The organism is Burkholderia sp. KL41, assembly GCF_057005415.2.
This window is the reverse complement of sequence record NZ_CM189268.1, coordinates 16,984-38,789: the sequence shown is the minus strand read 5'-3', so window position 1 is coordinate 38,789 and position 21,806 is coordinate 16,984. Positions and strand designations below refer to the sequence as shown.

Annotated in this window: 18 protein-coding genes; 9 read left to right on the top strand and 9 right to left on the bottom strand. The window is 68.8% G+C overall.

Annotated elements, in window-relative coordinates; translation table 11 throughout:
- Nucleotides 1-43 precede the first annotated feature (43 nt).
- Both PQB87_RS34240 and PQB87_RS34235 read left to right on the top strand, forming a co-directional pair.
- Nucleotides 44-1,198, top strand: a complete 1,155-nt coding sequence (locus PQB87_RS34240; RefSeq protein ID WP_021160717.1) for a branched-chain amino acid ABC transporter substrate-binding protein — start codon at nt 44-46, stop codon at nt 1,196-1,198.
- Nucleotides 1,199-1,285: 87 nt separating this feature from the next.
- Nucleotides 1,286-1,588, top strand: coding sequence for a hypothetical protein (locus PQB87_RS34235; protein ID WP_027792172.1), 303 nt, complete (start codon nt 1,286-1,288; stop codon nt 1,586-1,588).
- Nucleotides 1,589-1,678: 90 nt separating this feature from the next.
- On the opposite strand, the gene ydiJ is transcribed toward PQB87_RS34235, so the two are convergent.
- The gene (gene ydiJ, locus PQB87_RS34230) at nt 1,679-4,738 is read right to left on the bottom strand and encodes a D-2-hydroxyglutarate dehydrogenase YdiJ (protein WP_111939594.1); all 3,060 of its coding nucleotides are present in this window, start codon (nt 4,736-4,738) and stop codon (nt 1,679-1,681) included.
- A 153-nt stretch (nt 4,739-4,891) separates the two neighbouring features.
- Between ydiJ and PQB87_RS34225 the strand changes: the two genes are divergently transcribed.
- Nucleotides 4,892-5,782, top strand: a complete 891-nt coding sequence (locus tag PQB87_RS34225; RefSeq protein ID WP_027792174.1) for a LysR substrate-binding domain-containing protein — start codon at nt 4,892-4,894, stop codon at nt 5,780-5,782.
- Between the two features lie 28 nt (nt 5,783-5,810).
- Here the strand turns inward: PQB87_RS34225 and PQB87_RS34220 are convergent, their stop codons facing one another.
- The gene (locus tag PQB87_RS34220) at nt 5,811-6,662 is read right to left on the bottom strand and encodes a LysR substrate-binding domain-containing protein (RefSeq protein ID WP_027792175.1); all 852 of its coding nucleotides are present in this window, start codon (nt 6,660-6,662) and stop codon (nt 5,811-5,813) included.
- Nucleotides 6,663-6,772: 110 nt separating this feature from the next.
- Between PQB87_RS34220 and PQB87_RS34215 the strand changes: the two genes are divergently transcribed.
- The gene (locus PQB87_RS34215; protein WP_021160723.1) at nt 6,773-7,420 is read left to right on the top strand and encodes a LysE family translocator; all 648 of its coding nucleotides are present in this window, start codon (nt 6,773-6,775) and stop codon (nt 7,418-7,420) included.
- Between the two features lie 107 nt (nt 7,421-7,527).
- Here PQB87_RS34215 and PQB87_RS34210 read toward each other — a convergent pair whose 3' ends face one another.
- The 4 genes from PQB87_RS34210 to msuE form a co-directional block, all read right to left on the bottom strand.
- Nucleotides 7,528-8,976 (bottom strand): APC family permease, encoded by a 1,449-nt coding sequence (locus PQB87_RS34210; RefSeq protein ID WP_021160724.1) that lies wholly within the window; start codon nt 8,974-8,976, stop codon nt 7,528-7,530.
- Nucleotides 8,977-9,073: 97 nt separating this feature from the next.
- Complete coding sequence (locus PQB87_RS34205) at nt 9,074-10,303, bottom strand: SfnB family sulfur acquisition oxidoreductase (RefSeq protein ID WP_489244759.1); 1,230 nt, start codon at nt 10,301-10,303, stop codon at nt 9,074-9,076.
- 174 nt (nt 10,304-10,477) lie between these two features.
- Entirely contained in the window at nt 10,478-11,581 is a 1,104-nt protein-coding gene (gene sfnG / locus PQB87_RS34200; RefSeq protein WP_489244757.1) for a dimethylsulfone monooxygenase SfnG, read from the bottom strand.
- 36 nt (nt 11,582-11,617) lie between these two features.
- Nucleotides 11,618-12,178 (bottom strand): FMN reductase, encoded by a 561-nt coding sequence (msuE, locus tag PQB87_RS34195; RefSeq protein ID WP_489244756.1) that lies wholly within the window; start codon nt 12,176-12,178, stop codon nt 11,618-11,620.
- A gap of 468 nt (nt 12,179-12,646) precedes the next feature.
- Between msuE and PQB87_RS34190 the strand changes: the two genes are divergently transcribed.
- The 3 genes from PQB87_RS34190 (at nt 12,647) to PQB87_RS34180 (ending at nt 16,925) form a co-directional block, all read left to right on the top strand.
- Nucleotides 12,647-13,879 carry an acyl-CoA dehydrogenase family protein gene (locus PQB87_RS34190; protein ID WP_042975767.1) on the top strand — a complete coding sequence of 411 codons (1,233 nt, stop codon included), beginning with the start codon at nt 12,647-12,649 and terminating at the stop codon, nt 13,877-13,879.
- A complete protein-coding gene (locus tag PQB87_RS34185) occupies nt 13,834-14,976 on the top strand; it encodes a sigma-54 interaction domain-containing protein (protein ID WP_489244754.1) in 1,143 nt (380 codons plus the stop codon). The genes PQB87_RS34190 and PQB87_RS34185 overlap by 46 nt, the downstream gene beginning before the upstream one ends.
- Before the next feature lie 248 nt (nt 14,977-15,224).
- Complete coding sequence (locus PQB87_RS34180; RefSeq protein ID WP_489244752.1) at nt 15,225-16,925, top strand: dihydroxyacetone kinase family protein; 1,701 nt, start codon at nt 15,225-15,227, stop codon at nt 16,923-16,925.
- Between the two features lie 33 nt (nt 16,926-16,958).
- On the opposite strand, the gene PQB87_RS34175 is transcribed toward PQB87_RS34180, so the two are convergent.
- From PQB87_RS34175 to PQB87_RS34165, 3 genes are all read right to left on the bottom strand, one after another.
- Nucleotides 16,959-17,429, bottom strand: a complete 471-nt coding sequence (locus PQB87_RS34175; RefSeq protein ID WP_174415405.1) for a hypothetical protein — start codon at nt 17,427-17,429, stop codon at nt 16,959-16,961.
- 58 nt (nt 17,430-17,487) lie between these two features.
- The gene (locus PQB87_RS34170) at nt 17,488-17,775 is read right to left on the bottom strand and encodes a DUF1330 domain-containing protein (RefSeq protein ID WP_021160733.1); all 288 of its coding nucleotides are present in this window, start codon (nt 17,773-17,775) and stop codon (nt 17,488-17,490) included.
- A gap of 201 nt (nt 17,776-17,976) precedes the next feature.
- Nucleotides 17,977-18,837: an HTD2 family dehydratase gene (locus PQB87_RS34165; protein ID WP_226215105.1), complete on the bottom strand. Its 861-nt coding sequence runs from the start codon at nt 18,835-18,837 to the stop codon at nt 17,977-17,979.
- A 333-nt stretch (nt 18,838-19,170) separates the two neighbouring features.
- On the opposite strand from PQB87_RS34165, the gene PQB87_RS34160 reads away from it, so the two are divergent.
- Together PQB87_RS34160 and PQB87_RS34155 are read left to right on the top strand one after the other, a co-directional pair.
- Nucleotides 19,171-19,650 (top strand): MarR family winged helix-turn-helix transcriptional regulator, encoded by a 480-nt coding sequence (locus PQB87_RS34160; RefSeq protein ID WP_048028119.1) that lies wholly within the window; start codon nt 19,171-19,173, stop codon nt 19,648-19,650.
- The gene (locus PQB87_RS34155; protein ID WP_489244750.1) at nt 19,647-21,779 is read left to right on the top strand and encodes an FUSC family protein; all 2,133 of its coding nucleotides are present in this window, start codon (nt 19,647-19,649) and stop codon (nt 21,777-21,779) included. Before PQB87_RS34160 ends, PQB87_RS34155 begins: the two co-directional genes overlap by 4 nt.
- The last annotated feature ends 27 nt before the right edge of the window (nt 21,780-21,806 follow it).

The following is a 21,806-nucleotide window of genomic DNA, read 5'->3' as shown; positions in this document are numbered from 1 at the left end:
TCGAGACGTCCAATAGAACGATCATTCAAATCGGAGATGGCAGATGGAACGAAGCACTGTCGGCATGCGCTGCAAACCCCTGATCACCGTCGCACTGGCTGCCGCCGCATTCGCGGCCGCGTCGGGCGCGATGGCCGACCAGGTCGTCAAGATCGGCAGCGTCGAACCGACGACGGGCGGCATCTCGCACCTCGGCAAGGACAACGAGAACGGTGCGCGCCTCGCGGTCGAGGAAATCAACGCGAAGGGCCTGACGATCGGCGGCAAGAAGATCACGCTGCAACTCGATGCGCAGGATGACGCGGCCGACCCGCGGCAGGCCACGCAGGTGGCGCAGAAGCTCGTCGACGACAAGGTCGTCGCCGTGATCGGCCACCTGAACTCGGGCACGTCGATCCCGGCGTCGAAGATCTACAGCGACGCGGGCATCGTGCAGATCTCGCCGTCGGCCACGAACCCGACCTACACGCAGCAAGGCTTCAAGACGACGTACCGCGTGGTCGCGACCGACGCGCAGCAAGGCCCGGCGCTCGCGAGCTACGCGCAGGCGAAGGGCGTGAAGAGCGTCGCCGTGATCGACGATTCGACCGCGTACGGCCAGGGCCTCGCGAACGAGTTCGAGAAGAAGGCGAAGGCGCTCGGCCTGAAGGTGCTGTCGCACGACGCGACCAACGACAAGGCCGTCGACTTCCGCGCGATCCTGACGAAGGTCAAGGGCGAGAACCCGGACGCGATCATGTACGGCGGCATGGACGCCACCGGCGGCCCGCTCGCGAAGCAGGCGAAGCAGCTCGGCCTGCGCGCGAAGATCCTGTCGGGCGACGGCGTGTGTACCGACTCGCTGGCCGAGCTGGCCGGCCCGGCGGCCGACAACGTGCTGTGCTCGCAGGCAGGCGCCGCGCTCGAGAAGATGCCGGGCGGCGCGGACTTCCTCGCGAAGTACCAGAAGCGCTTCAACCAGGGCATCAAGTTCGATGCGCCGTTCGCGTATGACGCGGTCTACATCGCCGTGGACGCGATGAAGCGCGCGAACTCGACCGACCCGGCGAAGATCCTCGCGGCGATGCCGGCAACGAAGTACGACGGCGTGATCGGCACGACGACCTTCGATGCGAAGGGCGACCTGACGCACGGGATCATCTCGATCTACGGCTACAAGAGCGGCAAGAAGACCTTCCTCGACCAGGTGAAGATGTAACCCGTCGCGGCGCCGGCACGACGGGAACGCCACCCGTCGGCGCCGGCGCCGCGCGGGCCGATTTCTGATTCACGGAGACGAAGCATCATGTGCGCAATGGCGTATGCGGAATTCCAACAGGAGTTGAGGAAGGCACAGTTGACGGCGCGTGAGTTCGCCCGCCTGATCCGGATGAACGAAAGTTCGATCACGAACTATTCGAGCAAGGGCACCGTCCCGTCCCACCTCGCGGTCATCGCGAAACTGATCGGCACGCTGGCCGCGCACGAGATCGATTTCCGGCGCGTGATCCGGCAGATGCGGATCGAACCGAAACGTCCGCGCGGCGGCGGCGTATTTCCTGCGGCGGACAAGCCGCGTTCCAGAAAAACGGCGAAGGCCGACGCCTGAGCGCTGGCATGCGTCGACAGCGGCTCAACGCTTGCCGCTTGCCGCCGGAACGGAAGTCGTCTCACGGGCACCGCACCACGCGACGCCCGATCATCCTCCCGCCGCCCGCACGTGATCGAGCAGCGCCTGCAACGGATGGCGCACCTGCTTCGAAGACATCCGCTTCACCTGGCTGCGGCATGAATAACCGGTCGCCAGCGCCTCGCCTTCCCCATCCGCCGCATCGACGTGCGCCGCCCACGACTGCGCGTAGATCGTCTTCGACGTCTCGAGATTGCGCGCTTCGTGCCCGTAGGTGCCCGACATCCCGCAGCACCCGGTTGCCTGCACCTGCAAACGCAGCCCGCGCCGTGCGAACACCTGTGCCCATTGCTTGCCGCTGTCGGGCGCATTGGTCTTCTCGGTGCAGTGCGGCAGCAACCGGTACGAACCGGCGACGCGCGGCACGGCGCCCGCGTCCGCTTCCGGCAGCGCCTGCAGCAGCCATTCCTGCGGCAGCGCCACCTTCGGCACATCGGCGAGCCCCGTCACCTTCAGGTATTCCTGCCGATACGTGAGCGTCATCGCCGGATCGAGGCCGACCAGCGCGACACCCGAGCGCGCCAGCGCCGCCAGCTGCCCGGCATTGCGGATCGCCGCCTTCTCGAACGCGTGCAAAAAGCCTTGCACGTGCAGCGCCTTGCCGTTCGGCGCGAGCGGCGCGAGCCACACCTGAAAACCCGTGCGCGCCGCCAGCTCGATCAGCGTCGCCAGCTGCTCGGTATCGAAATAGCGCGTGAACGTGTCCTGCACGATGACGACGCTGCGTGCGCGCTGCGCGTCGCTCAGCGCGGCGAGCGCCTGCGGGTCGGCCGGCTTCACGCGCCATTCGCGGATCACGGCCGCGAGATCGAAGCGGCTCAGGAGCGGGCTGTCGACCATGCCGACGTGCCGCTCGAGCAGCGTGCGCACCCAGCCGGCGCGCATCAGCCCGTTGTACAGCGCGGGCACGCGCGCCATCCACGGCATCGTGAATTCGAGCGAGCCGATCAGGTAGTCGCGTAACGGCCGCAGGTAGCGCTGGTGATACAGCTCGAGAAACCGCGAGCGGAATTCGGGCACGTTGACCTTGACCGGGCACTGCCCGGCGCACGATTTGCACGCGAGGCAGCCGGCCATTGCGTCGTACACCTCGTGCGAGAAATCGGCCTCGCCGTTGCGCGCCGCGCGGCTGTTGCGCCAGCGCGCGGCCAGGCCGCGCAGGAACGGCTGCCGTGCGCGCGCCGCCGCGACGACGTCGACGCCGGCCTGCCCTTGCAGGCGCAGCCATTCGCGCACCAGCGACGCACGCCCCTTCGGCGACTGCACGCGTTCGCGCGTCGCCTTCCACGACGGGCACATCGCGTCGTCCGGATCGAAGTTGTAGCACGCGCCGTTGCCGTTGCAGTGCATCGCCGTGCCGTAGCTCTGCCACACGCGCTCGTCGATCTGCCGGTCGTGGTCGCCGCGCGTCGGCACTTCGTCGATCTTCAGCAGCCGCATCGTGTGATCCGGCGGCGTCGCGATCTTGCCCGGGTTGAACTGGTTGTGCGGATCGAACGCGGCCTTCAGCTGCTGCAGCGACGGATACAGCTCGCCGAAGAACGCCGGCGCATATTCGGAGCGCACGCCCTTGCCGTGCTCGCCCCACAGCAGGCCGCCGTGGCGTTGCGTGAGTTCGGCCACCGCATCCGACACGGGCCGTACCAGCGCCGCCTGCCTCGGGTCCTTCATGTCGAGCGCCGGGCGCACGTGCAGCACGCCCGCGTCGACGTGGCCGAACATCCCGTACTGCAGCCCGTGACCGTCGAGCAGCGCGCGGAATTCGGCGATGTACGCGGCGAGGTTCTCGGGCGGCACCGCGGTGTCCTCGACGAACGGCTGCGGGCGCGCCTCGCCCTGCACGTTGCCGAGCAGGCCGACCGCGCGCTTGCGCATCGCATACACGCGCTTCACCGCGTCGTCGCCGGCCGCGAGCGTGTGGCCCAGGCGCTCCACGCCGGTATCGGTGCGCAGATGGTCGACGAACGCACGCACGCGTGCGTCGACGTCGTCCGCTTCGTCGCCGCTGAATTCGATCAGGTTGATGCCGAGCGTCGGACGCGCGTCGTCCTGCGGGAAATACTCGGCGACGCTGCTCCACACGAAGTCCTTCATCGCGAGCATCAGCACCTTCGAGTCGACCGTCTCGATCGACAGCGGCGCGTGCGCGAGCAGTGCGCGCGCGTCGCGCAGCGCATCCATGAAGCCCGCGTAGCGCACGTTGACCAGCACCGAATACTTCGGGATCGGCAGCACGTTGAGTTTCGCCTCGACGACGAAGCCGAGCGAACCTTCGGCGCCGCACAGCACGCTGTTCAGGTTGAAGCGGCCGTCGGGTTCGCGCAGATGCGCGAGGTCGTAGCCGGTCAGGCAGCGGTTGAGCTTCGGAAACTTCGCTTCGATCAGCGCGGCCTTGTCGTCGCTGATGCGTCGCGCTGTGCGGTACACCTTGCCGATGCGGTCCTGCCGCGCGCAGCGGCGCTCCAGTTCTTCGGCATCGAGTGCGTCGCTGTGCAGCCGCTCGCCGCCCATCAGCACGAAATCCAGTTCGAGCACGTGATCGCGCGTCTTGCCGTACGTGCAGCTGCCCTGCCCGCTCGCGTCGGTGTTGATCATCCCGCCGACCGTCGCGCGGTTCGACGTCGACAGTTCCGGCGCGAAAAACAGCCCGTGCGGCTTCAGCGCCGCATTGAGCTGATCCTTGACGACGCCCGCCTGCACGCGCACCCAGCGGCGCTCGACGTCGATTTCGAGGATCCGGTTCATGTTCCGCGACAGGTCGACGACCACGCCGTCGGTCAACGACTGCCCGTTGGTGCCCGTGCCGCCGCCGCGCGCGGCCACCGCGACGTCGCGATGCGCGGGCTCGGCGAGCAGCCGTGCCAGCAGCTGGACGTCGTCGGCATGCGCGGGGCAGATCACCGCTTGCGGCAGGCGCTGGTAGATCGAGTTGTCGGTGGCCTGCACCGTCCGGTTCGCATGGTCCGCGCGGATCTCCCCGGCGAATCCGGCGGCCCGCAGCGCGGCGAGAAAGTCACGGTACGCATTCGCGGGCGGGCTGGCGGGACGGGGCAACGAGGCGATCGACATGGGGCAAAAGCGCAGTGTGGGTGGAGCCGGCCGGTTCGCGCGCTCCGAAACATGATTTTTTGGCAAGTTTCCACGCGACCGGGAATTCCAGTATCTTTGGAATTTCTGCGAGAAACAAACGAATTCTCGCCCGGCGAATATTGCATAAAACTCATGAATTACCGTCGCCTCACCCCGTCCATGTCGCTGCTGCTCGTGTTCGAGGCCGCCGCGCGGCATGAAAGCTACACGCGCGCGGCCGAGGAGCTGTCGCTGAGCCAGAGCGCGATCAGCCGGCAAGTCCAGACGCTCGAGGATCAACTCGGCGTGCCGCTGTTCCGGCGCGAGGGCCGCTCCGTGAAGCTGACCGAGGTCGGGCGCCGCTACTTCGCCGAGCTGAGCGGCGCACTGGGGCGCATCCGCGGCGCGACGCTGCAGGCGATGTCCCACCAGGCGGGCGCCGGCACGCTGCGGCTCGCCACCTTGCCGACGTTCGGCTCGAAATGGCTGTTGCCGCACCTGCACGACTTCTACACCGCGCATCCGGGCGTGACCGTGCACCTCCATTCGCGGATCGGCGCCATCGATTTCCTCAACGACGACCTCGACGCGGCCATCACCGTCGGCGCGGGCGACTGGCCGGGCCTGCACGCGCACCGGTTGTACAACGAGTTCCTGATCGCGATCGCGCCGCCGGACACCGGCAGCCGCCGCAAGGCCGACGCGCGTTCGCCGGCGTGGGCCGCGAAGCAGACGCTGCTCGGCGTGACGAGCAACCAGCAGGCGTGGGCCGAGTGGTTTTCGCACTATCGGCTCGACCATCGGCAGATGCGCATCGGCCCGAGCTTCGAGCTGACGTCGCACCTGATCCAGGCCGTGCGGGCCGGGATGGGGATCGGGCTGGTGCCGAAGGTGCTGGTGGAAGACGAGCTGGGCCGCAACGAACTCGTGTCGATCGGCGACGCGATCACCAGCCAGCGCAGCTACTACCTCGTCTATCCGCCGGGGAACGAGACGCTGCCGTCGCTCGTCGCGTTCCGCGAATGGCTGCTGAAGTCGTGCTGAAACACGGCCGCCGGCGGGCTGCCCGCGTTCAGGTACGCCATTCGCCGAGAATCTGCTCGGCCAGGTAGTCGCACGGCGGGCGCGCGGACTGCGCGCTGCGCGCGAGCACGACCTCGAGTTCGCCCAGCGGCGGCAGCCCGTGGCTTTCCGACAGCTGCACGAGATGATCGGGAATGCAGCAGCGCGCCAGCGGTGCGACCGCGAGCCCGGCCTCCACCATGCTGAGGAGGCCGAGGTGGCTCGGGCTCTCGTAGGACATCCGGTACGGGATCTTCCGCCGGTTCAGCGCCTTGACCGCCTGATCGCGCGCCATGCTGCCGCCGTGCGTGAAAAAGGCCACCGGCAGCGGCCGCTCCTCCCATACGTTGCGTTTCGGCGACCCGGCCCACACGAGCGGTTCGAGCCGGATCAGCTCGCCGGTCACGCCCTTGATCCGCGTGAGGCACGCGAGGTCGACCGTGTTGTCCTTCAGCATCGGCACGAGCGCGCTGCTCGGCTGGCCGATCACGCGCACTTCCACACGCGGATGCATCGCGGCGAACTTGCCGAGCACCTGCGGCAGCAGCGACGAAATGTAGTCGTCGGGCACGCCGATCGTCACGCGGCCGCGAATCTCCGGGCGCACGACCGACGCCCAGGCCTCGTCGCGCATCGCCAGCATCCGGCGGCCGTATTCGGCAAGCATCGTGCCTTCGCCGGTCGGCGTCACGTTGCGCGTGTCGCGGATGAAGAGCGGCTTGCCGAGCGCGTCTTCGAGCGCCTTGATCTGCATGCTCACCGCCGACGGCGACCGGTGCACAGCCTGCGCGCCCTGAGCGAACGATCCGGATTCGGCGACGGCCACCACCATCGCGAGCACATCGAGGTCGAGCTTTTTCATCGTATTCAGAAAAACTGATCAATCGATTCAGTTTATCCCGTTTTACTGTTCGCCTCCACGATCGGACAATGATTCCCGTCAGCACTCACTCGTTGCAGGAATCGTCAGACATGCATACGTCCGGATCGCTCTACGGGTTTCTCGTCATCGGCGGCATGCTCGCGGTCACGCCCGGGCCGAACATGGTCTACGTGATGTCGCGCTCGATCGCGCAGGGCCGCACGGCGGGGCTCATTTCACTCGGTGGCGTGATGATCGGGTACCTGTTCTACATGTTCGGCGCGGCGTTCGGCATCACCACGCTGTTCATGAGCGTGCCCTATGCGGGCAGCGGGCTGGCCGTGGTCGGTGCGGCGTACCTGTTGTATCTGGCATGGCAGGCCGTCAGGCCCGGCGGCCGCTCGCCGTTCGAGGTGCGGGCGTTGCCCAGCGAGCGGCCGCTGCGGCTGCTCGCGATGGGCGCGACGACCAGCGTGCTGAACCCGAAGCTCGCGATGCTGTTCATTTCGTTGCTGCCGCAGTTCATCGACTACCGGAACGGCAGCGTGCTCGGCCAGTCGCTGTTTCTCGGTTCGCTGCTGATCGCCGCATTCGCCTGCGCGAACGGGACGGTGGCGATCTGTTCCAGCAGCATCGCGAAGTTCCTGCACGGGCGCCCGACGCTACTGCTCGCCCAGCGCTGGGCGATGGGGCTCATCCTCGGCGGGCTCGGTGTGCAGATGGTGGTCGATGCGTCGAGGATGGCAGGTGTGGCGTGACGTCCGCGCGTGCTCATGAAAAGGAATCGGCGAGCCCGGCGCGTCGCCGGCCGGTCGTCGCGCCAGGCATGCGCCGAAGACGCCGAACCGGCCGACGGCGCGCCCCGTCACTTCGTCAGCAACTCGGCCTCCAGCTCGCGCAACCGCTCCGGAAACCGGACGCGCAGCACCAGGAACCACCCGAGCCCGATCGCCAGCAGCGCGACGAACACATAAGGCAACCACGCATACACGCCCTCCGGCACCGGATACACGCTGCCGGCCAGCGGAATCGCGAGCAGCACGACCGCAACGACGCTGATCGCCACATGCCGCGCGCGAAGCCGGCGCTGGCGGCGCAGATAGAGCGGCGCGCCGATCGCCACCAGCACGTATGCAAGCAGCCAGCCATACGTGGCAATCGAGCTGAGATAGCCATACGAGTCGAGTAGCGCGGTGCCGCGCGCGGTGAATACCAGCGCGGTGACCAGCGCCAGCACCGCGATCAGCGCCACCGCGACGTGAGGCGTCGCATTGCGCTCGTGTGCGTGACCCGTCGACGCATGCAGCACGCCCTGCCGCCCGAACGTATAGACGATCCGCGCCGCCGCATTGATCGACGAAAAGAACGCCGCGAAGAAGCTCAACGCCACGCCTGCGTCGATCAGCACGCCGACCCAGCCGGCGCCGAGCCGATGCGCGAGCACCGCGAGCGGGCCGTCGACCCGGTCGAGCGGCGGCGTCTGCCCATGAAACGCGCTCACCATCCCGTACGCGCCGATCACGAACAGGATCGCCGGCCCGACGACGCTGATCAGCACCGCGCGCGGAATCGCGCGGAACGGGTCGCGCGCTTCCGCGCCGAGCACGGTTGCACTCTCGAACCCCGTGAAGCTGAAGAACGCGAGCACCATCCCGAGCTGCAGCTGGGTCGGCTTCACGCCTTCGAGCGTCAGTTGCGCGCGATCGACCGGATGCCCGCCGAACGCGATCGTGCCGATCACAACGACGGCGATCAGCAGCAGCGTCGCGAGTTCGACGAACAGCGTGAAACGCGTGGACAGCCGGATGTCGCGAAACGCGATGTACCACGCGGCGAACGCGGTGACGACCGTGAGCCCGAGCACGGCGCCGAGCGGCGTCGCGCCGCCGAGCAGCCCAGTCTCGCGGCCCAGCACGAGAAACGTGTTGATCGTCCCCTGCAGGATGCCCGCGGCGGCCACCGCATAGGCAATCAGCAGCGACCAGCCGCAGATCGCGCCCCAGACCGGCCCGATGCCGGCCGACACGTATGCATACAGCGCCCCCGGCGACGCCGAATCGCGCGCGAACACCGAGATGCTCCACGACGCAAACAGCAGCGCGACGATCGCAAACAGGTACGCGAGCCACGTGCCGTTGCCGGCCGTCGCGAAGACGGCGGGGATCAGCACGCCGATCCCGCCGGACACGCCGACGAGGCCGATCGACTGCGCAATCAGTTCGGGCAGGCTCAGGTAGTTGCGCCGCAGGCCGCCCGCCGGCGGTACGGCATGCTGCGCGGGCAGTGCCTGCGCGGGGCTTGCTGGATGACTCATCGATTGACCTCGTCGGGAATAAAGCGGCGCCGCGTGCGTGCTGTCCGCGGCGGTGGTGGTGAGGGTGAGGGGGGTGACGGCGGCCGGCGCGAGCCGGTCAGTTCCAGGAATGGCGCGCGGGCTTCACGCCGTTGAGGTAGTAGTTGCCGATCGCGTGATACTTCCAGCGCACCGGGTCGTGCAGCGTATGCACGCGCGCGTTGCGCCAGTGGCGGTCGAAGTTGTATTTCGCCAGCGTCGACTTGCTGCCGCCGAGCTCGAACAGCTTGCTCGCCGCAAGCAGCGCCACCTCGGTCGTCGCGATCTTCGCCTCGCCCACCGCGATCGCGGCCTGCGCGACCGTTTCCTCGCCCGGCTCGCGCTTCGCCGCGTCGACGAAGCGGCCCGAGCGCGCGAGCAGCGCTTCGGCCGCGTGCACGCGGTACGCGATGTCGCCGATCTGCGCGATCGTCAGCGGGTCCTCGCTCGCGCGCTCGACGCCGCTGTCGATCCACGGGCGCGCATGCTGCTGCACGAACGCGATCGTGTCCTGCAGCGCGGCGCGCGCGATCCCGAGGTCGATCGCGGCGGTCGTGATCTGCGCGAACGGGCCCGCGAAGGTCGGGCGATCGTACGAACGCTGCGTGTGGAAGATTTCGAACGGGCTCACGCGCACGTTCTCGACGATCACCGTGCCGCTCGCGGTCGTGCGCTGCCCGAAACCGCTCCAGTCATCCACGACGGTCAGCCCCGGCGCCCCCTGCCGCACGAAGGCGAGCACGGCCTGGTCCGACTCGTCGAGCGCGAGTACCGGAATCCAGTGCGCGAACAGCGTGCCGGTCGAATAGAACTTGCGGCCGTTCAGCACGAACGCGTCGCCGTCGAGATGCACGCGCGTCCGGATATCGAGCACGTTCTTGCCGCCGGCTTCGGAAAACGCGTTCCCGTAGCGTGTGCCCTTCAGGACGAGATCGAAGAAGAAGCGCTTCTGCGCATCGCTGCCCTCGAGGCGGATGTCCTCGATCAGGCAATAGTGGTTCTGCGGGATCTGGCCGAGCGACGGGTCCGCCTCTGAAACGATCGCGATCACTTCCGCGAGCGTCACGTTCGACACCTCCGCGCCGCCGTATTCGCGCGGCACGGTGATGCCCCACAGCCCGCTCGACGAGAACAGTTCGATCTCGTCGAACGGCAGCTTCCGCTCGCGGTCGCGCAACGCGGCGTGCTCGGCCAGCCGTGCCGCGACCTGACGCGCGACGTCGAGCGCCTCGGCATCCGAGCCGATGACGGGAACGGGCGTGGCGCCCGCTTGCGGTTGCACGTTTTCTTCGATGATTTCCGTAGACATGTCGATTCCGGCAAAGCTCATGAACCGGCCGGCGGCGCCGGGAAGCATCCGCCGACCTCCTGTTTCGATATCCGAAACGTCAAACCGGGTCGAACCGCGAGAACCGCCGGTGTCGCCCCTTCGATCGGCCGGCGCGCGGCATGCGTTCGTGCCCGCCGCGCACCGGCCCCCGCATCACGCGGCAACCGCCTGCCGTCGCGCCTCGAGTTCGCGCACGAGCGGCAGCACGCGCTGGCCGAAGTACTCGGCCTCCTCGATGAAATGCAGGAACCCCGCGAGCACGAGATCGACGCCGATCGCCTTCAGCGCGACGATCCGTTCGGCGATCTGCTGCGGCGTACCGATCAGGTTCGTGCGGAAGCCGTCGTTGTACTGCACGAGATCCTCGAACGTCGATTTCGCCCAGTTTCCCTCTCCCTCCGGCGAGGCCTTGCCGGCCTGCTTCACCGCATCGCCGAACGCGTGCACGGCCTCGACGTGCGCGTGCCGGATGATGTCGTCGAGCACGGCCTGCGCCTCTTCCTCCGTATCGCGCGCGATCACGAACGCGTTGACGCCGATGCGCACGCGATGGTTGTTCGCCGCCGCCTTCGCGCGGATGTCGTCGATCTGCGCCTTCAGGTTCTCCGGCGTATTGCCGTTCGTGAAATACCAGTCCGACACGCTCGCCGCGTTGTCGCGCGCCGCGCGCGAGCTGCCGCCCTGGAAGATCTCCGGATGCGGCTTCTGCACCGGCTTCGGGCTCAGCGTGTAGTCGTTGAAGCGGTAGAAATCACCCTTGAACGTGAAGTTGTCCTGCGTCCAGATGCCTTTCAGCGCCTGGATGAATTCCTTCGAGCGCCGGTAGCGTTCGTCGTGCTCGAGCCACGGCTCGCCGATCGCGGTGAATTCGCCCTTGAACCAGCCGCTCACGACGTTGATCGCGATGCGTCCGTTCGAGATGTGGTCGATCGTCGCGAGCTGCTTCGCGACCACGGCCGGGTGCCACGGCCCCGGCAGGATCGCGGCGAGTACCTTGAGCTTCGTCGTCGCATGCAGCAGTGCCTGGCTGAACGACACCGACTCGTGCTGGTATTCGGCGCCGTAGCCGGCGGTGAAGCGGATCTGGCTCAGCGCGTACTCGAAGCCGGCCGCCTCGGCCGTGCGTGCGAGCTGCTGGTTGTATTCGAGGCTCCAGTCGGTGCGTTGCTCGATCGTGCTGACGACGAGGCCGCCGCTGACGTTCGGCACCCAGTAGGCGAACTTGACGCCGTCGGCGGAAGGGTCGGAATGGCTCATGAGTGTGTCCTGGTCGGGAGTAAAAACGCAGGCGGCCTAGGCGACCGCGACGGAAAGCGCATGCGGGCGCAGCTGCGGCACCGCGCGATCGACGGCGAGCGCGATGCGCGCACGCAGCGCCGGGCTCGCGATCTGGTACTGGTCGAAATCGCTTTCGGACGCATACACGCCGATCGGCAGCGTGCGTGCCTGGAAGAAGCTGAACAGCGGCCGGAGCTGATGGTCGATCACGAGCGCATGACGCTCGCTGCCGCCGGTGGCGGCGAGCAGCACGGGTACGTCGACCAGCGCCTCGTGATGCACAAGGTCGAACAGGTGCTTGAAGAGGCCCGTGTACGACGCGCGATACACGGGGCTCGCGACGACGAGTGCATCGGCCGTCTCGATCGCACGGATCTGCGCGTCGAGGTCGGCCGGCACCTGCGCGCGCGTCAGCGCGCCGGCCAGCCGGCTGCCGATCTCGCCGAGTTCGATCAGCCGCGTGTCGATCGGCAGCGCGGCGCCGAGTGCCGCGACGATCGCGTCGGTCAGCGCCAGCGTGCGCGACGGCCGCTGCAGGCCGCCCGATATCGCGACCACGTTGATTGCATTGCTCATCGGTTGCATTCCCATTGTCGAATCGGGTGCCGATGCACCCGCCACGTCATGGGTCAGCAAGGAGCGTGCCATTTCGACGAAGGCGATGAAAATCGATCGTCTGCATGACGAAATGCATCGAGATCGACGGCCTGTCGTGGCACACCCGCCGATCGACACACGTTGATAAGCGTGCCAGCCACGGCATCACAACCATATTCCGCAGCACGATGAACTGGAGGAAACAGCGCTGCTGATGCACTGCTGCGTAATCAGCAGCGCGGTGTGCGGCGGACACATTTTTCCGCTTCTGCACGGATTCCGGCAGGCGCGCGGCGTCCAGCGCAGCAATCCGGCATTGGTTATCAGAAATCGATGTTTCCCGCGTTGCGCAAAACGTTGAACACTCTGCTGATCACGCAGCACCCGGTCGGCAACGCCCGATGCAGCCCGGCCGTTTTCGTGCAGCGACCCGACGCATTCATCGCCATGACATCCATTTCCGTATCGCCCCGCGCGGAAAGCCTGCGCGTCGTCGCGCCGTCCCGCGACGAACCGGCCCCTCCCGACGCGCTGCAAACCGCCGGGCGCCTGGCGGCCGGCTTTGCACGAACTGCGGCCGAACGCGACCAGCAGGGCGGCACGCCGAAGGCCGAGCGCGACCAGTTGCGCGACAGCGGCCTCCTCGCGTTGAGCATCCCCGCCGCCTACGGCGGCCTCGGCGCAAGCTGGCGCACGACGTTCGACGCGGTCCGCGTGCTCGCGGCCGCCGACAGTTCGCTCGCGCACGTGTTCGGCTTCCATCACCTGATGCTCGCGACCGTGCGGCTGTTCGGCACGCCCGCGCAGTGGGAATCGTGGTTCGAGCGAACCGCGCGCCAGCAATGGTTCTGGGGCAATGCGCTGAATCCGCTCGACGAACGCACGGTCAGCCGTTCGCGCGGCGCATGGCACGAGTTCAGCGGCCAGAAGAGTTTTTGTTCGGGGGCGCTCGATTCGCAGATGCTGATCGCATCCGCGCACGACGCGCAGACGCGCGCGTTCCTGATCGCGGCCGTGCCGACGCAGCGCAGCGGCATCTCGATCGCCGACGACTGGAACAACATCGGCCAGCGACAGACCGACAGCGGCACGGTCACGTTCGAGAAAGTGCGCGTCGAGGAACACGAACTGCTCACCGACCCCGGCCCGCTGTCGACGCCGTTCGCGTGCCTGCGCCCGCTCGTCGCGCAGCTCGTGCTGACGAACGTGTATCTCGGCATCGCCGAAGCCGCGTTCAGCGACGCGCGGCACTACACGCTGCACGAAGCGCGGCCGTGGCCCGGCGCGCAGGTCGCGAGCACCGGCGACGATCCGTACATCCTCGGCCAGTACGGCGAATTCTGGGTCGGGCTCGAAGCCGCGCGCGTGCTCGCCGACCGCGCGGCGGATCGCCTCGACGCCGCGTGGGCGCGCGATGCGGCGCTCACGCATGCGGAGCGCGGCGAGGTCGCGCTCGCCACGGCCGCTGCAAAGGTGTCGGCCACCCGCACCGGGCTCGATCTCTGCACGCGCATGTTCGACGTCGCCGGCGCGCGCGCGACGCATGGCGCGCTGCGGCTCGACCGGCACTGGCGCAACCTGCGCACCCATACGCTCCACGATCCGCTCGCATACAAGATTCGCGAGATCGGCGAATGGGCGCTCAAGCGAACCTGGCCGACGCCGGGCTTCTACTCGTGAACCGCTCCCCTTCCGATACGTGGCCCGACGCCGCGCCCGTCCTCACGCTGCCCGACCGGCCCGCGCTGGCGACGTCCATTCGCGCCCGCGCGCAGGTGTTCGTCGATCCGCGCTCGGTCGCGCTCCTCGAACGGATTCGCCTGGTCGCGCCGAGCGACGCGAACGTGCTGATCGTCGGCGAGACCGGCACCGGCAAGGAACTGATCGCGCGGCACGTGCACGGCCTCAGTCGCCGCAGCAATGGGCCGTTCGTCGCGGTGAACTGCGGCGCCTTCTCCGAGACGCTCGTCGAGAGCGAACTGTTCGGCCACGAGAAAGGCGCGTTTACGGGCGCGTTCAGCGCGAAGCCCGGCTGGTTCGAAGCCGCGAACGGCGGCACGCTGTTTCTCGACGAGATCGGCGACCTGCCGCTGTCGATGCAGGTCAAGCTGCTGCGCGTGCTGCAGGAGCGCGAGGTCGTGCGGCTCGGCTCGCGCACGGGCGTGCCGATCGACGTGCGCGTGGTTGCCGCGACCAACGTCGATCTGCAGCAGGCCGTCGCGCACGGGCAGTTTCGCGGCGACCTGTTCTACCGGCTCAACGTCGTGCAGCTCGCGGTGCCGACATTGCGCGAACGCCCCGGCGACATCCTGCCGCTCGCGCGCCACTTCTTCGACGACTACCGGAGCCGCCTCGGCTACGGGCCGCGCAGCATCGACCCGCGCGCCGAGCGCCGGCTGCAGGCATACGGCTGGCCCGGCAATATCCGCGAACTCGAGAACGTGATCCATCACGCGCTGCTCGTGAGCCGCCACGACGCACTGCAGGAGGCCGACCTGCATCTCGCGTCGTCCGACGCGACGGCCGCCGCCGTGCATGCACCGGCGCAGGAACCCGACCCGGCAACCGGCGCGCAGGCTGCACTCGAACGCGCGCTGCGTGCGCTGTTCGACGAGGATCACGGCAACCTGTTCGAGCGTATCGAGGACACCGTGATGCGCGTTGCGTTCGATTTCAGCCACCGCAACCAGATCCAGGCCGCACGGCTGCTCGGCATCAGCCGCAACGTGCTGCGCGCCAGGCTGATTCGCGCGAAGGAGATCGCGGCGATGAAGTAGCCGCGCATGGGAGCACGCCGCCGCCCCGCTCCGGTGCGTTTCGCGCCGCGATCCGTGCGGCAAGGTTCGAACCTGATGTATCGTGGCGCGAGGCGCGCGCCTCGTTCCCCTCCCGCATCCGGTCGTCCGTTGCATGACCGCCCGGGCCCGGCGACAGGGCGCACGCACGATCCTCCGCAACACGAAAGGCCGTCCGGCGCCCGTGCGGGCCCGGCCGTGCCTCGTTCACCCGTCCGGAACCCGTCGCCATGAAAAAGCTTGTCAACCGCCCGTCCGATGTCGTCCGAGAAATGCTGGAAGGCATCGCGCGACAGTCGCCGCATGTCGCGATCCTCGGCGACGAGCACGTGCTCGTCCGCCAGCCGCTGCCCGAGCCGGCGCAGCGCCCCGTCGCCGTCCTCTCCGGCGGCGGCAGCGGCCACGAGCCCGCGCACGGCGGTTATGTCGGCGAAGGGATGCTGAGCGCGGCCGTCTGCGGCGAAGTGTTCACGTCGCCGTCCACCGACGCGGTGCTCGCCGCGATCCGCGCCAGCGCGGGCCCGAACGGCGCACTGCTGATCGTGAAGAACTACACGGGCGACCGGCTCAATTTCGGGCTCGCCGCCGAGCTCGCGCGCGCGGAAGGCATTCCGGTCGAGACGGTGATCGTCGCCGACGACGTCTCGCTGCGCGGCCGCGTCGAGCGCGGCCAGCGGCGCGGGATCGCCGGCACCGTGCTGATCCACAAGCTCGCCGGCGCGGCTGCCGCGCGCGGGCTGCCGCTCGCACGCGTCGCGGCCGTCGCGCGCGACGCGGCGGCCGAGCTGGGCACGATGGGCGTCGCGCTCGACGGCTGCACGATCCCCGGCGCCGACAAGTCGGGCTTCAGCCTTGGCGATCACGAGATCGAACTCGGCCTCGGCATCCACGGCGAGAAAGGCGTCGAACGCCGCGCGCCGCTGCCGGCCGATGCGCTGGCCGACACGCTGCTATCGAGCATCGTCGCCGATCTCGTGCTCGACCGCGGCGAACGCGTCGCGCTGTTCGTCAACGGCCTCGGCGCGACGCCGGACATGGAACTCGCCATCGTGCTGCGCGCCGCGCACGAAAACCTGACGCGGCGCGGCATCGTCGTCTCACGCGCGTGGGCCGGCACGTTCCTGTCGGCATTGAACATGCCCGGCTGCTCGATTTCCGTGCTGCGGCTGAACGACGAACGCGCGGTGCTGCTCGACGCGCCGACGCAGGCGCGCGCATGGCCGGGCGGCGGCGCGGTGAATACGCAGATCCGCGTGGCCGCGGCCGCTGCGCAAGAAGCGCCGCTGCCGCCGCTCGATGCGACCGGCCGCGCGTGGGCGGCGCGCCTGCAACCGGCACTGCACGCGGTCGCGCAGACGCTGATCGATCATGAGCAGACGCTGACGGACCTCGATGCGGCCGCCGGCGACGGCGATCTCGGTGCGAGCATGCTGCGCGCCGCACAGGCGATCCTCGCGCTGCCGGAAACCGCATACGGCTCGCCGGCCGGCGTACTCGCGGCGCTCGGCGCCGCGTTGCGCCGCGCCATCGCCGGTAGCTCGGGGCCGTTCTATGCGACCGCGCTGCTGCGCGCATCCCGCCGGCTGGCCGATGTCGACGAGCCGTCGGCACGCGACTGGGCCGCGGCGTTCCACGGCGCGGTGGATTCGATCAGCGAACTGGGCGGCGCGCACGCCGGCGACCGGACGATGCTCGATGCGCTGGTGCCGGCCGTCGCGGCATTCGAACGGGCGCTCGACAACGATCGCGATCCCGCGGGCGCATGGGCGGCGGCGGTCGAAGCCGCCGAGCACGGTGCCCAGGAAACCGCGCAAATGACGCCGCGCGCGGGGCGTGCGAGTTATCTCGGCGAGCGCGCGATCGGCACGCCGGATGGCGGTGCGGTGGCGGTGTCGTACTGGTTGCGCGCGTTGCAGCCGCACGTGCGATAAGCGGTGGCGGCAGGCTGATGCGGGCCGCCCGCATCAACCTGCCGCGCGTGTCCCGGTTCGCCCGGGCAACAGCGCGGCGCCGATTGCGGCCGCGCCGAAACCCGCGAGCCAGCACCAGTAGCCGATTGCATCGAGATGAACCGGCTCGACCCCGCCGGCTTCATTGACTACGATCCGATGCTGCGTCAGGAAGCTCGACCCGAACAGCAGCGCGAGCACGGCCAGCGCGAGCGCCTGCGTGCGCCGGCGCTTCGCGATCAGCCACCAGGCCGCGAACACGAGCGGGTTCGCGAGCCACGCGAAGATGCCGAAGAAAAGGCCCATCCAGCCGGTCAGCAACACCTGCCAGCCATCGGCCCATGGATGCGGATCGGGTGCGCCCGTGCGGAACGGCGCGGTGAACATGGCGACCAGATAGAACACGACGCTGATCGCGAGCAGCACGGTCGTGGCGCGGCCCATCGGCGGTCGGACGGTCGCAGTGGCGGGGTTCGATGTGTTCATGGGCGTGCCGGGCGTCCGGCGTCGCAGCGCGCCGCCGGAAGCGCCCGATGCGGGTCGTTCAGACGCCCTCGACCAGCACGGCGCGATAGCGCGCGCCCTTGAAACGATGCTGGACGACGTCCTGGTATTCGGGGCCGTGATACCACGCGTGCGCGGCTTCCTTCGACGGAAACTCGACGATCACGACACCTTCCGGGCCTTCGCCCTCCAGTGTTTCCTGCGGGCCATAGGCGGCAAGCACCTTGACCGGATGCCCGGCGAGCGTCGCGCCGACCTTGCTCTGGTAGACGTCGAGTTCGTGCTGGTCCTGCGTGCTTTCACGTGTAAACACAATGTAGGTGGCCAAGATACGTGCTCCTGATGCGATGCGTGGAAGGTGGAGGGGCCGGCCGCGCGCCGCACCGTCCGGCACGACGGCACGCGGCCTGCTCGCAGCTTACAGCGGTTTCGCGACGAGCGCCGGGGCCCGCCCGAGCAGCTGCGGCGGGCACCACCGGTCGTCCGCGTACGGCTCCTGCCGCGTCGCGGACGAACGGAACGGCGCCCGTCACGCAACGGTCGCGGTGGCCTGCATCGTCAACCAGCCGTCGCGATCCTTCGCCCACAGCTCGATCGTCTTGCCGTCGTCCGACGGCTTGCCGCACAGCGTGAACGGCTCCCCGTCGAACGTCGGGCGCACCGCACGGAACGCAAAGCTCGCGAGCGCGGCATCGGGCCGTTCGCGCCGCACGAGATCGACGAGCAGCGTCGCGATCAGCGGGCCGTGCACGACGAGCCCCGGATAACCTTCCTCCTGCGTCACGTAGCTGCGGTCGTAGTGGATGCGGTGGCCATTGAAGGTCAGCGCCGAATAGCGGAACAGCATCACCGCGTCGGCCGTGACCGTGCGCGACCACGCGTCGCCTGCCGGCGCCGCGATCGGCTTCGGCGCGGGTGCGCCCGGCTGCGGCGCATCGCGATAGACGATGTCGTGCTCCTCCTCGACGCACAGCACGCCGTCGCACTCGATCCGGTGCTGCACCGTCACGAAGACGAGCCGGCCGCTGCGGCCCGTCTTGTCCTCGAGGTTCACGATCGTCGATTCGCGCATCGCGCGCCGTCCGGTGCGCAGCGGCGCATGGAATGTCAGGCGGCCGCCGGCCCACATGCGGCGCGGCAGCGGCACGGGCGGCAGGAAAGCGCCGCGCCTCGGGTGGCCGTCGGGGCCGACTTCGGCCAGCGGCGCGACAGGCAGGAAATAGAGCCAGTGCCACATCGGCGGCACGACGTCGCCGGGCGACGGGCGGTCGAGCGTGGCGGCCAGCGCGTTCAGCGGAAACGCGGTGATGTCGTCGCCGAGCGTTTCGGTCTTGCCGAGCCACGCGTCGAGCGACGCCGGGGCGGACGGCTGCGAGGATGGGGTGGACACGTGCGGAATCTCCGGGAGGCTTGCAACGGCTTCAATATGCACGCCGCGCACCGTTTCGCGAAGCCGGATTTCCCGAATCCCTTCCCGAATCCCTTCCCGAATCCCGGCTTCGAACCCGCCTGTCCCGTCTCCCCCTCCACGTGGCCGCGCCGCACGGTTTTCGTCTGATCATTCGATCGCGGTCGCCGCGCGCGGGCCGGGCCGACATCCTTGCGGCTTGACCACCGCCGGCACGCCGCCTAAATTGCTTCAGACGGGCCGGCCGCGACGTGTCATACGGGTGACAAAAACGATAGTTTGCTATCGAATTATTTTGCCCCTATCATCTCGCCCATGACCAATCTGCACGACCTCCGCCTCGCCGTCAGCAGCCTGCTCGTGCTGTCCGCGCGCAAGTGGCGCCGCACCAGTGACGGCGTACTGAACGCGTACAACGTGTCCGAGGCCTGCGCGACACCGCTGCTGATCGCCGGGCGCCTCGGCGAAGGCGTGCGGCAAGGCACGCTCGCCGAACACGTCGGCATCGAAGGGCCGTCGCTCGTGCGCCTGCTCGACCAGCTGTGCGCGGCCGGCCTCGCGCGCCGCGACGAGGATCCGCACGATCGCCGCGCGAAGACGATCTCGCTGACGGCCGCCGGCCGCGCGGTCACCGCGAAGATGGAGGAAGACCTGCGCGTGCTGCGTGCGCAGGTGCTCAAGGGTGTCACGCGCGCCGATCTCGAAGCGACGCTGCGCGTGCTCGACGCATTCAATGCATCCGAATCGCCCACGCCCGCCGCGCGCGCATCCCGCACCGGCAACGCCACGTCATGACCTATCCGAGCCTTCGCGACTGGCTGTTCTCGGGCAAGACGTTCGCCGCGTCGATGCTGGCGCTGTACCTCGGCCTGTATTTCCAGTTGCCGCGCCCGTACTGGGCGATGGCGAGCGTCTACATCGTGTCGAACCCGTTCGTCGGCGCGACACGCTCGAAGGCGCTGTATCGCGCGCTCGGCACCGCGCTCGGCGCGGCGGCCGCGATCTTCTTCGTGCCGCCGTTCGTCGAGACGCCGCTGCTGTTCGCGATCATCGTCGCCACCTGGTGCGGCACGCTGCTCTACCTCGCGATCTCCGACCGCACCGCGCGCAGCTACGTGTTCATGCTCGCCGGCTATACGATGCCGCTGGTCGCGTTGCCGACCGTGACCGATCCGTCCACCGTGTTCGACGTCGCGATCGCGCGCACCGAGGAGATCGTGCTCGGCATCGTCTGCGCGAGCGTGGTCGGCAGCGCCATCTTCCCGAACCGGCTCGCGCCGACGCTGATCGAGCGCACCGATGCGTGGTTCAAGGACGCCGCGTTCTACGGCCGCGAGACGCTGTCCGGGCACATTGCCGGCAAGGCGCTGTCCGCGTGCCGGCAACGGCTCGCGGCGACCATCACCGGCCTCGAATTCCTGCTGAGCCAGCTGAGCTACGACCACGCGCATCCGCGCATCCTCGCGCGTGCGCAGGCGCTCGCGGGCCGGATGCAGCTGTTCCTGCCGCTGATGTCGTCGCTCGCCGATCCGTTGATTGCGCTGATGCGCGACCTGCATATCCGGCCGGCCGGACTGGACGACCTGCTTGCCGATGCCGCGAAATGGTTCGACGCACCGTTGCCGGCCGTCAAGGCCGGCAACGACGGCGACATGATCGACGACCCGGTCGCGGAACGCCTGCGCGAACGCATTGCCGCGCTGCAGCCGGCCGACGACGCGCTCGCGAGCTGGGACGGCGCGCTGCTGTCGAACGCGCTGTGGCGGCTGCGCCAGGTCATCGACATCTGGCAGGACTGCCGCTCGCTGCGCGCGCTGATCGGCAACGAATCGGGCGTCTGGCAGCCGCGCTACCGGCACTGGCGGCTCGGCGGCACCGAGCGCTTCTTCGATCGCGGGATGATGCTGTTCTCGACGCTGACCGTCGCCGCCGCGATCGTGTTCGCGAGCTGGCTGTGGATCGCGTCCGGGTGGCACGACGGCGCCGCGGCCGTCACGCTCGTGGCCGTGTCGTGCAGCTTCTTCGCCGCGCTCGACGAGCCGGCGCCGCTGGTGTTCAAGTTCTTCCTCGCGACGACCGCGAGCGTCGTGTTCGCGGGCCTGTACCTGTTCGTCGTGCTGCCGCACGTCCACGATTTCGCGATGCTCGTCGTGATGTTCGCGGGCCCGTTCATCCTGATCGGCACGCTGCTGCCTCGCCCGCAGTTCAACATGGTGACGATGCTCGTCGCCGTGAACACGGCCACCTTCATCAGCATCCAGGGTGCGTACGACGCCGATTTCTTCGTGTTCCTGAACAGCAACCTCGCGGGCGTCGCCGGGCTGCTGTTCGCGTATGTGTGGACGCGTGCGACGCGGCCGTTCGGCGCCGAACTCGCGGTGCGGCGCCTGCTGCGCTCGGGCTGGGAAGACGTCGCGCGCTCCGCGTCGACGCAGCCGCTCGACGACCAGCGCAACCACGCGTCACGAATGCTCGACCGCGTCACGCAGCTGCTGCCGCGCCTCGGCGCGTCCGACGATCACCGTCATCCGTCGATCGAAAGCTTCCGCGACCTGCGCATCGCCCTGAATGCGCTCGACCTGCGCCGCTCGCGCCGCCGGCTGTCGGGCGACGTGCCCGACGCGATCGACCGCGTGCTGGCCGGCGTCACCGACCACTACGCACGCTGCGCGGCCGCGAACGCCCGCCAGCCGGCACCGCCCGCGCTGCTCGCGACGATCGACGACGCGCTGCAGCGCGTCGCGGGCCGCAACCTGCCGGGCGCCACGCCGGCGGAACACGGCGCCGCGCCCGCTGCGCCGGCCACGCCCGCCACGCATCGCCGGCTGCGCGACACGCTGCACGCGCTCGTCGGCCTGCGCCTGTCGCTGTATCCAGCCGCGGCGGGGCAGCCGCCGCAGGCGCCCGACGGAGCACGCGCATGATCCCGCTTTCCCATCCGTCTTTCCGAC

Excerpts from the sequence above, each read along its gene's own strand:
- PQB87_RS34240 (WP_021160717.1), top strand. The coding sequence starts at position 44 with ATGGAACGAAGCACTGTCGGCATGCGCTGCAAACCCCTGATCACCGTC.
- PQB87_RS34220 (WP_027792175.1), bottom strand. The coding sequence starts at position 6,662 with ATGAAAAAGCTCGACCTCGATGTGCTCGCGATGGTGGTGGCCGTCGCC.
- PQB87_RS34185 (WP_489244754.1), top strand. The coding sequence starts at position 13,834 with ATGGGCGCTCAAGCGAACCTGGCCGACGCCGGGCTTCTACTCGTGAAC.
- PQB87_RS34225 (WP_027792174.1), top strand. The coding sequence starts at position 4,892 with ATGAATTACCGTCGCCTCACCCCGTCCATGTCGCTGCTGCTCGTGTTC.
- PQB87_RS34215 (WP_021160723.1), top strand. The coding sequence starts at position 6,773 with ATGCATACGTCCGGATCGCTCTACGGGTTTCTCGTCATCGGCGGCATG.
- PQB87_RS34205 (WP_489244759.1), bottom strand. The coding sequence starts at position 10,303 with ATGTCTACGGAAATCATCGAAGAAAACGTGCAACCGCAAGCGGGCGCC.
- PQB87_RS34175 (WP_174415405.1), bottom strand. The coding sequence starts at position 17,429 with ATGAACACATCGAACCCCGCCACTGCGACCGTCCGACCGCCGATGGGC.
- msuE (WP_489244756.1), bottom strand. The coding sequence starts at position 12,178 with ATGAGCAATGCAATCAACGTGGTCGCGATATCGGGCGGCCTGCAGCGG.
- PQB87_RS34155 (WP_489244750.1), top strand. The coding sequence starts at position 19,647 with ATGACCTATCCGAGCCTTCGCGACTGGCTGTTCTCGGGCAAGACGTTC.
- PQB87_RS34180 (WP_489244752.1), top strand. The coding sequence starts at position 15,225 with ATGAAAAAGCTTGTCAACCGCCCGTCCGATGTCGTCCGAGAAATGCTG.
- PQB87_RS34160 (WP_048028119.1), top strand. The coding sequence starts at position 19,171 with ATGACCAATCTGCACGACCTCCGCCTCGCCGTCAGCAGCCTGCTCGTG.
- ydiJ (WP_111939594.1), bottom strand. The coding sequence starts at position 4,738 with ATGTCGATCGCCTCGTTGCCCCGTCCCGCCAGCCCGCCCGCGAATGCG.
- PQB87_RS34190 (WP_042975767.1), top strand. The coding sequence starts at position 12,647 with ATGACATCCATTTCCGTATCGCCCCGCGCGGAAAGCCTGCGCGTCGTC.
- PQB87_RS34235 (WP_027792172.1), top strand. The coding sequence starts at position 1,286 with ATGTGCGCAATGGCGTATGCGGAATTCCAACAGGAGTTGAGGAAGGCA.
- PQB87_RS34210 (WP_021160724.1), bottom strand. The coding sequence starts at position 8,976 with ATGAGTCATCCAGCAAGCCCCGCGCAGGCACTGCCCGCGCAGCATGCC.
- sfnG (WP_489244757.1), bottom strand. The coding sequence starts at position 11,581 with ATGAGCCATTCCGACCCTTCCGCCGACGGCGTCAAGTTCGCCTACTGG.